This window comes from Azospirillum sp. (assembly GCF_035627195.1).
Taxonomy (GTDB): domain Bacteria; phylum Pseudomonadota; class Alphaproteobacteria; order Azospirillales; family Azospirillaceae; genus Azospirillum.
Genome location: NZ_DASPMG010000437.1, coordinates 1 through 12,622, shown reverse-complemented (window position 1 = coordinate 12,622; position 12,622 = coordinate 1). Strand labels below are relative to the sequence as shown.

General features: G+C 69.9%; 14 protein-coding genes and 1 pseudogene. 8 read left to right on the top strand and 7 right to left on the bottom strand.

The genetic code is table 11. From position 1 onward, the window contains the following. Positions 1 to 95: 95 nt before the first annotated feature. Both VED21_RS37260 and fghA read left to right on the top strand, forming a co-directional pair. Positions 96 to 1,214, top strand: coding sequence for an S-(hydroxymethyl)glutathione dehydrogenase/class III alcohol dehydrogenase (locus tag VED21_RS37260; RefSeq protein ID WP_349256350.1), 1,119 nt, complete (start codon positions 96 to 98; stop codon positions 1,212 to 1,214). Positions 1,215 to 1,225: 11 nt separating this feature from the next. Then, on the top strand, positions 1,226 to 2,080 hold the full coding sequence (fghA, locus tag VED21_RS37255) for an S-formylglutathione hydrolase (RefSeq protein ID WP_324891300.1): 855 nt from the start codon (positions 1,226 to 1,228) through the stop codon (positions 2,078 to 2,080). Here fghA and VED21_RS37250 read toward each other — a convergent pair. Both VED21_RS37250 and VED21_RS37245 read right to left on the bottom strand, forming a co-directional pair. Beyond that, positions 2,064 to 2,549 (bottom strand): SRPBCC family protein, encoded by a 486-nt coding sequence (locus tag VED21_RS37250; RefSeq protein WP_324891298.1) that lies wholly within the window; start codon positions 2,547 to 2,549, stop codon positions 2,064 to 2,066. The genes fghA and VED21_RS37250 overlap by 17 nt on opposite strands. A 76-nt stretch (positions 2,550 to 2,625) precedes the next feature. Further along, positions 2,626 to 3,519 (bottom strand): LysR family transcriptional regulator, encoded by an 894-nt coding sequence (locus tag VED21_RS37245; RefSeq protein ID WP_324891296.1) that lies wholly within the window; start codon positions 3,517 to 3,519, stop codon positions 2,626 to 2,628. Positions 3,520 to 3,614: 95 nt separating this feature from the next. Between VED21_RS37245 and VED21_RS37240 the strand changes: the two genes are divergently transcribed. Beyond that, complete coding sequence (locus VED21_RS37240; protein WP_324891294.1) at positions 3,615 to 4,604, top strand: NAD-dependent epimerase/dehydratase family protein; 990 nt, start codon at positions 3,615 to 3,617, stop codon at positions 4,602 to 4,604. Here VED21_RS37240 and VED21_RS37235 read toward each other — a convergent pair. The 4 genes from VED21_RS37235 to VED21_RS37220 all read right to left on the bottom strand — a co-directional run bounded on the left by VED21_RS37235 (position 4,591) and on the right by VED21_RS37220 (position 8,180). Beyond that, positions 4,591 to 5,424 (bottom strand): FkbM family methyltransferase, encoded by an 834-nt coding sequence (locus VED21_RS37235; RefSeq protein WP_324891292.1) that lies wholly within the window; start codon positions 5,422 to 5,424, stop codon positions 4,591 to 4,593. The genes VED21_RS37240 and VED21_RS37235 overlap by 14 nt on opposite strands. A gap of 119 nt (positions 5,425 to 5,543) precedes the next feature. Beyond that, positions 5,544 to 6,806 carry an RNA polymerase sigma factor gene (locus VED21_RS37230; protein ID WP_324891290.1) on the bottom strand — a complete coding sequence of 421 codons (1,263 nt, stop codon included), beginning with the start codon at positions 6,804 to 6,806 and terminating at the stop codon, positions 5,544 to 5,546. After that, the gene (locus VED21_RS37225) at positions 6,803 to 7,174 is read right to left on the bottom strand and encodes a YciI family protein (RefSeq protein ID WP_324891288.1); all 372 of its coding nucleotides are present in this window, start codon (positions 7,172 to 7,174) and stop codon (positions 6,803 to 6,805) included. Before VED21_RS37225 ends, VED21_RS37230 begins: the two co-directional genes overlap by 4 nt. Positions 7,175 to 7,286: 112 nt before the next feature. Continuing rightward, positions 7,287 to 8,180 (bottom strand): pirin family protein, encoded by an 894-nt coding sequence (locus tag VED21_RS37220; RefSeq protein WP_324891286.1) that lies wholly within the window; start codon positions 8,178 to 8,180, stop codon positions 7,287 to 7,289. A gap of 202 nt (positions 8,181 to 8,382) precedes the next feature. Between VED21_RS37220 and VED21_RS37215 the strand changes: the two genes are divergently transcribed. From VED21_RS37215 to VED21_RS37205, 3 genes are read left to right on the top strand one after another with little or no spacing between them, the layout of a single operon-like run. Next, on the top strand, positions 8,383 to 8,862 hold the full coding sequence (locus VED21_RS37215; protein WP_324891284.1) for a hypothetical protein: 480 nt from the start codon (positions 8,383 to 8,385) through the stop codon (positions 8,860 to 8,862). A gap of 9 nt (positions 8,863 to 8,871) precedes the next feature. Then, on the top strand, positions 8,872 to 9,795 hold the full coding sequence (locus VED21_RS37210; RefSeq protein ID WP_324891283.1) for an aldo/keto reductase: 924 nt from the start codon (positions 8,872 to 8,874) through the stop codon (positions 9,793 to 9,795). Then, positions 9,795 to 10,496 (top strand): DUF6064 family protein, encoded by a 702-nt coding sequence (locus tag VED21_RS37205; protein ID WP_324891281.1) that lies wholly within the window; start codon positions 9,795 to 9,797, stop codon positions 10,494 to 10,496. Before VED21_RS37210 ends, VED21_RS37205 begins: the two co-directional genes overlap by 1 nt. Here the strand turns inward: VED21_RS37205 and VED21_RS37200 are convergent. Beyond that, entirely contained in the window at positions 10,438 to 10,902 is a 465-nt protein-coding gene (locus VED21_RS37200; protein ID WP_324891279.1) for a hypothetical protein, read from the bottom strand. The genes VED21_RS37205 and VED21_RS37200 overlap by 59 nt on opposite strands. Before the next feature lie 378 nt (positions 10,903 to 11,280). Here VED21_RS37200 and VED21_RS37195 point away from each other — a divergent pair, with 378 nt between their 5' ends. Next, positions 11,281 to 12,105, top strand: coding sequence for a response regulator transcription factor (locus VED21_RS37195; protein ID WP_324891277.1), 825 nt, complete (start codon positions 11,281 to 11,283; stop codon positions 12,103 to 12,105). Positions 12,106 to 12,371: 266 nt separating this feature from the next. Next, positions 12,372 to 12,622: pseudogene (locus VED21_RS37190) on the top strand (flagellin); the annotation flags it as partial.

The following is a 12,622-nucleotide window of genomic DNA, read 5'->3' as shown; positions in this document are numbered from 1 at the left end:
CATCTTTCCGGGGATGTTGGCGTGCGTATGATGTTAAGCTCGGCGGTCTGGCAAGAACACGACCCCAACGACATGGAACGACGGGAGGGAGAGGGATGATCACGTCGCGCGCGGCGGTGGCCTGGGAAGCGAAGCGGCCGCTGGAGATCGAGGAGGTCCAGGTGGCGCCCCCGAAGGCGGGCGAGGTGCTGGTGCGCATCGTCGCCACCGGTGTGTGCCACACCGACGCCTACACCCTGTCCGGCATGGATTCCGAAGGCGTCTTCCCCAGCATCCTCGGCCACGAGGGCGCCGGCGTGGTGGAGGAGGTGGGGCCGGGCGTCACCTCCGTGCAGGTGGGCGACCACGTCATCCCGCTCTACACGCCGGAATGCGGCAAGTGCAAGTTCTGCCTGTCCGGCAAGACCAACCTGTGCCAGGCCATCCGCGCCACCCAGGGCAAGGGCCTGATGCCGGACGGCACGACCCGCTTCACCTGCAAGGGCCAGCCGATCTTCCACTACATGGGCACCTCCACCTTCTCCGAATACACGGTGTTGCCGGAGATCGCGGTGGCGAAGATCAACAAGGCCGCCCCGCTGGAAAAGGTCTGCCTGCTGGGCTGCGGCGTCACCACCGGCATGGGGGCCGTGATGAACACGGCGAAGGTGGAGCCGGGTGCCACGGTCGCCGTCTTCGGCCTGGGCGGCATCGGCCTGTCGGCCATCATCGGCGCGGTCATGGCCAAGGCGTCGCGCATCATCGGCATCGACATCAACCCGTCGAAGTTCGAGATCGCGAAGCAGCTGGGCGCCACCGACGTGATCAACCCCAAGGACTACGACCGCCCGATCCAGGAGGTTCTGGTCGAGCTGACGGACGGCGGCGTCGACTATTCCTTCGAATGCATCGGCAACGTGCAGGTGATGCGCGCGGCGCTGGAATGCTGTCACAAGGGCTGGGGCGAATCCGTCATCATCGGCGTGGCCGGGGCGGGCGAGGAGATCAGCACGCGGCCCTTCCAGCTGGTCACCGGGCGCGTCTGGCGCGGTTCCGCCTTCGGCGGCGTGCGCGGCCGTTCGGAGCTGCCGGAGTATGTGGAGCGCTACATGCGCGGCGAGTTCGAACTGGACACCTTCATCACCCACACCATGGGCCTGAACGACATCAACCACGCCTTCGACCTGATGCACGAGGGCAAGAGCATCCGCTCCGTCATCCTCTACAACCAGTAGGGAGACCGGCGATGGCCGACGCGATCACGCTGGTGTCCGAGAACAAGTGCTTCGGCGGCTGGCACCGGCGCTACCGGCACCTGTCGGCGGAAGTCGACTGCGCCATGACCTTCGCCGTCTTCCTGCCGCCGCAGGCGGAGGGGGGAGGCCGTGTGCCGGTGCTCTACTGGCTCTCCGGCCTGACCTGCACGGACGAGAACTTCATGCAGAAGGCCGGCGCCATGCGCACGGCGGCCGAGCTGGGCATCGCCATCGTCGCCCCCGACACCAGCCCGCGCGGCGAGGGCGTGCCGGGCGACCCGGACGGCGCCTGGGACTTCGGCCTGGGTGCGGGCTTCTACGTCAATGCGACCGAGGCGCCGTGGGCGCGGCACTACCGCATGCACGACTACGTGGTGCACGAGCTGCCGGCCCTGGTGGAGAAGGAGTTTCCGGTCACCGACCGGCGCGGCGTGGCCGGCCATTCCATGGGCGGGCACGGGGCGCTGGTCTGCGCGCTGCGCAACCCCGGCCGCTACCGCTCCGTCTCCGCCTTCTCGCCGATCGTCAACCCGATGGCGGTGCCGTGGGGCGAGAAGGCGTTCACCCGCTTCCTCGGCCCCGACCGGGAGCGCTGGACGGAATGGGACGCCTGCGCCCTCATCGCCAACGCCCCGGAGCGCCTGCCGATCCTGGTGGACCAGGGCGACCGCGACGGCTTCCTGGAGCAGCAGTTGCGCCCGGAAAACCTGCAAAAGGCGGCGGCGGCGGCCGGTCACCCGCTGGAGCTGCGCCTGCAGCCGGGCTACGACCACAGCTACTTCTTCATCGCCAGCTTCATCGACGACCACCTCCGCCACCACGCCACGGCTATGGGAGGGTCTTGACCAGGGACTCCAGCTGGTCGGCGCACTGCCCCCAGCCCTCGTGGAAGCCCATCTTCTCGTGCGCCTCGCAGTCCTCGACCGTCCAGTGCAGGACGCGGGCGGTGTAGCGGGTCCGGCCGCCCTCGTCCTCGAAGGTGATGATGCCGGTCATGAAGGGCTTGCCCGAGGGTTCCCAGGCGGTGGTGAAGGCATCGGTGAAGACCAGCTTCTCGTTCTCCACCACCTCCAGGTAGACGCCGCTGTGCGGCATGTCCTGCCCGTCGGGGGAGCGCATGGTGATCGTGGTGGTCCCGCCCGCACGCACGTCCAGTTCGGCGTGCGGCGTCGTGTAGGGCAGCGGCGCGAACCACTGCTTCAGCAGCTCCGGATCGGTCCAGGCCCGGAACAGCTTCTCGCGCGGGGCGTCGATCAGGCGGGTCAGGACCAGCTCGCGGTTTCCGGTCGGGGCGGCGACGGCGGTGCAGGACATGCGTTCTCTCCCTGGGTTGTTGTGCCCATAGGACGAAGGGAGGGAACGTGGCCCGACATCGGCCGCGAAAAAATTTTCAGCGCTCCACGTGCCCTTCCAGCCCCTGGGCCAGCGCGTCGAAGACGGCGCGGCAGCGCGGGGTGGAGCGCAGGTTCTCGTGCATCGCCAGCCACGTGCCGAGTTTCAGCTCGAAGCCGTCGGGCAGCACGCGGACCAGGTCGGGGTCGCGCCGCGCCAGCGCCACCTGGCAGACGCCGATGCCGAAGCCGGCGCGGATCGCCGCCAGCTGCGCCAAGTCGCTGTCGGCGCGCAGCGCGAAGCGGCCGCGGTCGATCCCCGGCACCCGCCGCAGCAGCGCGCGGATGGCCGGCGTCTCGCGGTCGAAGCCGATCACGCTGTGCCGGGCGAGGTCGTCCAGGCTGTCCGGCGCGCCGTGCCGGTCCAGGTAGCGCCGGTGCGCGTGCATCCCCAGCGTGACGGACCCCAGCCGCCGCGCCACCAGGGCGGCCTGCGCCGGCTCCACCATGCGCACGGCGATGTCGGCGTCGCGCCGCAGCAGGTCCTCGACGGCGTTGGACAGCACCAGTTCGATGGTCAGGCCCGGATGCCGCTCGCGCAGCTCCGCCAGGATCGGCGGCAGGACCTCCACGCCCATGATCTCGCTGGCGCTCACCCGCACCACGCCCTTGACGGCGCCGCGCTGGCCCGACGCGGCGCGCAGCAGGGCCGCCGTGGTGGACGCCAGCGCCTCGGCGTAGGGGCGCAGCTCCCCGGCCGCCGGGGTGGGGGCGAGGCCGTGCTGGGAGCGGGTGAACAGCGGGAAGCCGACGGCCTGCTCCAGCGCGTCGACGTGGCGCCCGACGGTGGGCTGCGTCAGGCCCAGGGAGCGTGCGGCGCCGGACAGCGACCCCTCCCGCAGCACGGCCAGGAAGGTGCGGTAGAGGTCCCAGCTCGGGTCGGGGTGTGTCATACATTCTTGTATAGTAACCCCACGTCTTCCGTCCATTCCGTTCAGTGCCGGGCCGCGCGATGGTGGCGCCGACAGCGCTGAACGGAGAGTTTTTCATGACCCAGGATCGGATCGCCCTCGTGCTCGGCGCCACCGGCGGCATCGGCGGGGAGGTGGCGCGGCGGCTGCGGGACTGCGGCTGGACGGTGCGCGCCCTGCACCGCAATGCCACCGCCAAAATCGGCGCCAAGACCGGTGATACGGACGGCTTCACCTGGATCCAGGGCGACGCCATGCGTGGCGAAGACGTCGTGGCTGCCGCGCGCGGCGCCTCGCTCATCGTGCACGCGGTGAACCCGCCCGGCTACCGGAACTGGGGCACGCTGGTGCTGCCGATGCTGGACGCCACCATCGCCGCGGCGCGCGCGTCCGGGGCGCGCATCCTGCTGCCGGGCACGCTCTACAACTACGGCCCCGACGCGTTCCCGCTGATCGATGAATCCGCGCCGCAGAACCCCGTCACCCGCAAGGGCGCCATCCGGCGCGACATGGAACGCCGCCTGCGCGACGCCGCGGAAACCGGTGTGCGCGTGCTGATCGTGCGGGCCGGCGACTACTTCGGGCCGAAGGCGGGCAACAGCTGGTTCTCGCAGGGGATGGTGACGCCCGGCCGGGCGATCGCCGGCATCGGCTATCCGGGCCGGCGCGGCGTCGGCCACCAGTGGGCCTACCTGCCGGACGTGGCCGAGACCATGGTGCGGCTGGTGGAGCGGGAGGAGACGCTGGCCCCCTTCGCGACCTTCCACATGGACGGCCACTGGGACGCCGACGGCACGCGGATGGTGGAGGCGATCCGCCGGGCGGCCGGCAACCCGCGCGCCAGGGTGCGCGCCCTGCCCTGGTGGGCGGTGGCGCTGGCCTCCCCCTTCGTGCCGTTCTTCCGGGAGCTGCGGGAGGTGCGCTACCTGTGGACGCGGCCGGTGCGGCTCGACAACGCCCGCCTCGTGCAGGCCCTGGGCGCCGAGCCGCACACCCCGCTGGACGAGGCCGTCCGCGCCACGCTGGCCGGCCTCGGCTGCCTGCCGGCAACGCTCAATGCGCCTTGACGAGCGCGGCGTGCAACGGCGAGGCGTTGCGGATGCAGGCGAGGTTGATCAAGCGGTAGGATTCGATCCGCTCGTGGTAGGGGCTCTGCGGCGAGACCATGGGGTAGAGGCCGTTGGGCAGGATCTTGTAGATCGAATAGTCAGCCAGCATGCCCGACAGCTTGTAGATGTTCAGCCCGGCGATGCAGTTGTGGTGGTTCATCTCCAGGTGGATCAGGTCGACCATGCCGCGGCCGATGGTGTCCTTGGCCCCCTGCAGCACCGCGCCCTCGAACCCCTCCACGTCCAGCTTCAGGTAGGTGATCCGGTCGATCCCCTGCGCCGCCACGAAACCGTCCAGCGTCTCCACCGCCACCTCGTGCTTGGCCAGATCGCCGCTGTTGCGGAAGACGTCGGGGTAGAAGGAGGCGACGGTGCTGCCCTGCCTCGGCGCCGGTTCGTACAGGACCATGTGGTCCTGCTTGTCGCCCAGGCCGATGTTGTGCACCCGGGCGCGCGAATCGCCGTCGAAGCGCGACGCCAGCCGGGCGTAGGTGTGCGGGTTCGGCTCGAAGCAGTGGATCCGCGCGTCCGGGCTCAGGCGGCGGACCAGCCGCGCGAACTCGCCCTCGTTGGCGCCGACGTCGAAGAAGACGAAGTCCACGCCGGCCGCCGCGCACTGGTTGGCGCACGCGGTGAGCAGGCGGAATTCCCCGTTCGCCTCCGGGTTCCAGTTGCCGTAGCCGAGCCCGCGCGTGCTCAGGCTGTGCAGGCGGCTCCACATGCCCTGCAGCTCCTTGCGGGCGAACATCATTTGAAAGGCGTCTTTCCAGCCGTGCATCGTCCCTCTCCACTCCCGTCCGCGCTTAACAGGGGTGTCCGATTAGAATTGCGTCCCCCCGGGCGGTCTACCGCGCATTCGGGGATAGCGCCGGCGGAGCGACTCTCCGGCGCTAATCCTTAGGGCACGTCCTTAGGGCACGCATCGGCGATCAGGCGGTCCAGGTGCTGGCGGATGTGCGCGGCCTCCGCCGCCGTGTGGGCCAGCGCGATGGCGCGGTCGAAGGCGGCGCGCGCCTCCCCGGCGCGGCCGAGTTGCAGCAGGAACGCCCCCTTGGCCCCGTGGAAGTAGAAATAGCCGGACAGGCGCGGCGCCAGCGGTTCGATCAGGTCCAGCGCCGCCGCCGGCCCCCGCACCTTGGCCACCGCCACCGCGCGGTTGAGCGTGACTACGGGGGAGGGCTGCACGGTCTCCAGTGCCGCGTAGAGGCGGTCGATCTGCGCCCAGTCGGTGTCCTCGGCGCGCACCGCGCGGGCGTGGAGCGCCGCGATGGCGGCCTGGATCTGGTAGGGGCCGCGCCGTCGGTGGCGCACGGCCTTGTCGATCAGCGCCAGCCCCTCGGCGATCATGCGCCGGTCCCACAGGGTGCGGTCCTGTTCCTCCAGCAGCACGGCGGACCCGCCGGCATCGAAGCGCGCCGGCGTGCGCGCGTGCTGGAGGAGCATGAGTGCGGCCAGCCCCATGATCTCCGGCTCGGCCGGGAACAGGCGCAGCAGCAGGCGGGCCAGCCGGATCGCCTCGTCGCACAGCGGGGCACGGGCACCGCCGGTGTCGGGGCCGGCCGAATAGCCCTCGTTGAAGATCAGGTAGATCATGGTGGCGACGGCGGCCAGCCGCTCCGCCCGCTCCACCGCACCCGGCGCCTCGAACGGCACGGCGGCGGCGGTGACGCGGGCCTTGGCGCGGGTGATGCGCTGTTCCATGGCGCTGTCGCCCACCAGGAAGGCGCGGGCGATCTGCTTCACCGTCAGGCCGCAGACGATGCGCAGCGCCAGCGCCACCTGCTGCGTCGCCGGCAGGTCGGGGTGGCAGCAGATGAACATCAGGCGCAGCACGTCGTCGCGGTAATGCTCGCCGTCCAGGCGCTCGGCCAGCGCGGCCTCGGCGTCGTCCAGGTCGGACAGCGCCTCCTCGTCCGGCAGCGCCTCGTGCCGGCTGTGGCGGCGCACGGCGTCCAGTGCGGCGTTGCGGCCGACGAAGATCAGCCACGCCGCCGGGTCGCGCGGCGGGCCGTTGCGCGGCCAGTGGCCCAGTGCGCGCAGGCAGGCCTCCTGGAACGCCTCCTCGGCGGTGTCGAGGTCGCGGAAATAGCGCAGCAGCGCGCCCATCGCCTGGGGACGCGCCGCAGTCAGCGCCGCCTCGATCCAGGCGATGTCGGTCATGGCGCCGCACTCCCCGGCTTGAAGACGGCCAGCGGCCGGATCTCATAGGACCCGGCGGAGCTGCTGGCCCGCGCCAGATCCTTGGCGGTGTCGATGGCCTCGTCCAGGTCGGCGCAGTCGACGATGAAGAAGCCCAGCAGCTGTTCCTTGGTCTCGGCGAAGGGGCCGTCCAGCACCAGCGGCTCGGCCCCCTTGCGGATGGTGGTGGCCGCCGTGGTCGGCAGCAGGCGTGCGACGGGGCCCAGGCGGCCCTCGTGGCTCAGCTTGTCCTCCACCACGGCCAGCTTGGCCATGACGGCGGCGTCCTCCTCCTTGCTCCAGGAGCCGACGACGTCTTCGGAATCGTAGCAGAGGATGGCGTAGAGCATGCGGGCGTCCCTCGTCTTGCCTCAGGACGAACGAGTATGCCCGCAGCCGACAGGGGCGTCGGCAAAAAAGTCCGCCGGTTCCGCTAGGACATCGGCCTTATGACATCGGACCCTACGACATTGGGTTCGGCCGTGCGGCCGGATCGGGGGGCAGGGGGATGAACTCGCCGCTGTCCAGGTCCGGCAGCTTCATGCGGCCGGCGCGCCAGTCGGCCTTGGCCTGCTCGATCCGCTCCTTGGAGGAGGAGACGAAGTTCCATTCGATGAAGCGCGGCCCCAGCGGCTCGCCGCCGACGGCGACGACGATGGACGGCGCCAGGGCGGTGAGGACGGCCGGCTGCCCGGCCGCGAAGACCAGCATCCGCCCCTCGCCGAAGCTCTGCCCCTCCGCCTCCACCGTGCCGGAGACGACGTAGGCCGCGCGCTCCGCATGGTCGGCCGGCAGTTCGACCCGCGCCCCTTCGGCCAGCTCCCAGTGCACGTAGAACATGGGGGAGTGCGTCTTGACGCGGGAGCGGACGCCGAACGCCTCCCCGGCCACCAGCCGGCCCCAGGCGCCGCCGTCCTCGATCACCGGCAGGTCCTCCACGCCGTAGTGGATGAAGCCGGGGTCGGTCTCCTCCTCGCGTCCAGGCAGGGCCACCCAGGCCTGGATGCCGTTCATCCGGCCGCCTTCCATCCGGGCGCGCTCGAACCGTTCGGAATGGGTGATGCCGCGCCCGGCGGTCATCCAGTTCACCTCGCCCGGCCGGATCGGCTGTTCGGAGCCCACGCTGTCGCGGTGCATGATCTCGCCCTCGAACAGGTAGGTGATGGTGGACAGGCCGATGTGCGGGTGCGGGCGCACGTCCACCTCGCGCGGCAGGCCGGGCTGGAAGTCGACGGGACCCATGTGGTCGAAGAAGACGAAGGGACCGACCATGCGCCGGCGCGCGAAGGGAAGCACCCGGCCGACCTCGAATCCGCCGAGGTCCTTCCGGCGCTGCTCGATCACCAACTCCAGCATCCTTCTCTCCCGTTTGAATGGATCATCGGCGTTCCACAATGAAGCCGGCGGCGGCGCACGCCAAGCCGGCCATTGGGAGAGGTCGGCCGAATAATTGCCGGACGGGAATTCCCTAAGGCCGCCTGCAACCCCATGTCTTTTGCATCGTTTTCTTCTGCATCGTTTTCTTGTGCATCGTTCACTCCGTCGGCGGGAGGATCGGATGGCGACCCTGAAGGAGTTCGAGGAGGCGCTGAAGGCGGCGGGCAACACCGCCGCGCTGGAGATCCTGGAAAAGCTGCGCGAGCGCGACCGCGCCAGCCGCACCATCCGCCCGGCCCGGCGCCTGACCGGGCGGAAGATGACGCCGGAACTGGCGGCGGAGATCCTGTACTTCCACCGCACCACCAACATGACCCAGCAGGAGATCGCCTTCCACCTGGGCGTCAACCAGGGCCGGGTGAACGAGGTGATCAAGCGCGCCAAGTGGCTGGACGGGAACCCAGAGTCGCCCGAAGCCGTGGCCCGCGACAAGGCGGTGGACCGTGCCAAGCGCGGCGTCGGCATCGCCCCGCGCCGCCCGAAGGCAGCGAAATCATCGCAGAAGGGACCGGCGGAGAAGAAGGTGCCTGTGAAGAAGGCACTGGAAGCCAAGGTGCTGCCGGCCGAACCGCCGGCACAATTGCAGCTCGACGGGTTGTAAGGGCCGGCGATGCGTGGCGCGCCGGGCCTGAACCGCCGCACCCTGATCGGCGCCATGGCCGCCGCCGTGGTCCTGCGCCCGGCGCCGGGCCGGTCCCAATCCCGCGCCCTGGTCGACAAGCGGATCCCGTCGAGCGGCGAGGCGGTGCCGGCGGTCGGGCTCGGCAGCTGGATCACCTTCAACGTGGGCGACGACCCGGAGGCCCGCGCCGCCTGTGCCGAAATCATGAAGCAGTTCTTCGCAGCCGGCGGCCGGATGATCGATTCGTCTCCCATGTACGGTTCGGCGCAGGCGGTGATCGGCGCCGGGCTTGGCACGCTGGGCACGCCGCCGGTCCTGTTCTCGGCCGACAAGGTGTGGATCTCGCCCGGTGCCCGCGGGCCGGACCAGATCGAGCGGTCGCGCCGGCTGTGGGGCGTGCCGCGCTTCGACCTTCTGCAGGTGCACAACCTGCTGGCCTGGGAAGAGCACCTGGACACGCTGCTCGCCATGAAGGCGGCGGGGCGGGTGCGCTACGTCGGCATCACCACCTCGGAAGGGCGGCGCCATCGCGAATTCGAACAGATCATGCGCAGCCGGCCGCTCGACTTCGTGCAGGTCACCTACAACATCCTCGACCGCGAGGTGGAGGAGCGGATCCTGCCCCTGGCGCGCGAGCGCGGCATCGCCGTCATCGCCAACCGGCCGTACCGCGAGGGGCCGCTGATCCGCCGTCTGAAGAAGCACCCGCTGCCGGCCTGGGCGGCGGATGCCGATTGCGCCGACTGGGCGCAGTTCCTTTTGAAGTTCATCGTCTCGCACCCGGCGGTCACCTGCGCCATCCCGGCGACCACCCGCGTGGCGCACGTGCGCGAGAACATGGGCGCCGCCTATGGACGCGTGCCGGACGAGGCGGCGCGCCGCCGCATGGCCGCCCACGTCGCGGGGCTGTGATGTCCGAGTGGTGGACCTACGCCCTGTCGGACTTCCTGCTCTTCTCCCCGCGCACCTACTACCGCCTCTTCGAACTCTACAACGCCGCCGTCTGGCCGGGTCAGGTTCCGGCGCTGGCCTTGGGCGGGGCGCTGGCCGCGCTGCCGGTCCTGCGGGTGTCGTGGGGCGGGCGGATGGCGGCGGCGATCCTGGCCGTGTGCTGGCTGTGGGTGGCGTGGGGCTACCTGTACACGCGCTACGCCACCATCAACTGGGCGGCGGAGTACATGGCGATGGCCTTCGTCGGGCAGGCGCTGCTGCTCGTGGCCATCGGCGTGTTGGGCGGCCGGCTCCGATTCGGGCAGCGTCCGTGGGTGGGGATCGCGTTCGTGCTGTTCGCCGTGGCCGTCCAGCCGCTGATCGGCCCGCTGGCGGGGCGCACGTGGGCGCAGGTGGAACTGTTCGCGCTGGCGCCCGACCCGACGGCGGTGGCGACCCTGGGCGTGCTGCTGGCGGCGCAGCGGGTGCGGTGGGAGCTGTTCGTCCTCCCGCTGGCGTGGTGCGCGGTGGGCGGCGCCACCCTGTGGACGATGGAGGCGCCGGACGCCTGGGTGCTGCCGGCGGCGGGCGGGCTGGCGCTCACGGTCGCGCTGGCGCGCGCCGTCACAGGCCCCAGGTCTTGCGCGGCGGTGGAAAGTCGTGGGAGTCCGGATCGCGGTTGAGGCGCAACGGCGGGTCGATGGCGGCGAGGGCGCGGGTCGCCCCCTCGCGCTGGGGGGTGTAGGACGGGCCGGGAAAGCGCTTCAGCACCATGTCGAACGAGGCGCGCGCCACGTCCCGACAGCCGAGGATGTGGAACATCTCCCCCTGCTGGAGCAGCGCGTCGGCCTCCGATCCCCGGTGGTAGCTGGGCATGCTTGCCGCCACCGAATACCAGCGGTGATAAGCGGTCCACATCGCCTGTACGGCGGGGCCCTCGCATTTCCCGGCGGAGATGGCTGCCTCCAGCGCCCGGCGGTAGTCGGAGTCCGGCGTGGACGGGGCGGTCGCGCAGCCGGCGGCGAGGACGGCACCGGCCAGGGCGGCAAGCGTGCGCAGCAGCGGGGTGGGACGGGTGCGCGGCAGCATGGATCCTCTCCGGCGTTGAGGCGCCGTCCAGTCCACCACGGTCTGGTTAAAGCACGGTTCAAACGCGCCCACCGCCCGCGGACCGGGCGCGTCAAATGGATCGCATGCTGCGGGAACACTCCTTTGCATCAAGGCGCCGTTTGCTTCCATCGCCGGCTGAAAATGCTTCGAAAGTCGAAATAATCTGGGCGGAAGTGAGCGGTTTAACGAATTTTAAAAGGGGCCTAACGTTTGGCTGTGATTACTCCGCCAGTCCTAAGCTATTCGATTGACGATGGGGCCGAGGATTGGTTTTCTGAGTCTGTGACAAGAAAGGGTTTTGGCAATTACCTAAAATTGCCACCTTTCCTTGCAGCACTGATGGAAGTGGAGAATCCCATGCGCGCAGTCCTGATCGAACCGGACGACCTGATTGCTGCCGCCCTTGGCCGGCAGCTGGACCTTGGCAAGATCAGGTTCGATCGAATGGCATGGGATGAACTGGACGCCACGCTGCGCGACCAGGGTGCGGATTCCCTGCCCTGCGACGCGATCATCGTGGGCGGCGTGGCGGATCCGGCCGCCTGCGTCGCGGCCCTGCGCGCCCTGCACGTGACCACCGTCGTCCTCTGCCTGATCGAGCGGCGCTGTGCGGCCACCACCGTGGACCTGCTGCGCGCCGGGGCGGACGACGTGCTGGTGAAGCCGGTGGTCAGCGCCGAGGTGTGCGCCCGCATCGAGGCGACGCGGCGCCGGTCGCGCGGCATGACCTCCAACATGGTCAAGGTCGGCCGTTTGACCGTGTACCTGGACGGCCGCGACCCGGAGGTGGACGGCGAGCGCCTGCGCCTCAGCCAGCGCGAACACGCCATCCTGTCGGTGCTGGCCGCCAACCACCGCCGCGTCGTGTCGAAAGAACACATCTACGACGAGGTCTACGGCCTGACCGGCACCGACCCGCTGGACAAGGTCATCGACGTGTACATCTGCAAACTTCGCAAGAAGATCGCCACCGCCACGAGTGGCGCCAAGTACATCGAGACCGTCTATGGCCGCGGCTATAAGTTCGAGGCCCCGCCGGAGCACGAAGCGGCCGTAACCCAGCCCGCCGCGCGCGACGCCGTCGCCGACCGGACCCGACGGTCCGGCAACGTGGTGCGCTTCACCCCCGCCTCGTATGGGCGCGCGCTGGCGAAGACCGGCCTGATGGCGGTCGGCGGCTGAGCAGCCGCGTTCCGGGCGGCACCACGACGCCGCCCTCCGCCGTCGGGTGCGGCTTTTTCTTAAAAATCCATTTATTCAAAAGCAGTCTTTATTTCGGCAAGGCAGGACTTGGGGCTCGGTTTTACCTGAATCCTTTTACCCAGGTTTAAACCGGGTCGGTCACAGTCGAATTGCCGATGGCGCGCCCGCGGATACGAACGGGAAGGCCCGCGCCACCGGCCCCGGCGTCAGAAAGGCGCCCTGCATCTCACGAATGGAGATACCCCATGGCCTCGATTATGACGAACGCGTCGGCGATGACCGCGCTGCAGACCCTGCGCCGCGTCACGGGCGATCTGGACACCACCCAGGACCGCATCTCGACCGGCCTCAAGGTCAACAACGCCAAGGACAACGCCGCCTACTGGTCGATCGCGACGACCATGAAGGCCGACGTCGCCGGCTTCAAGGCGGTCAAGGAGTCGCTGGAACTCGGCACCGGCACCACCAACACCGCGTCGGTGGCCGCCAAGAACAT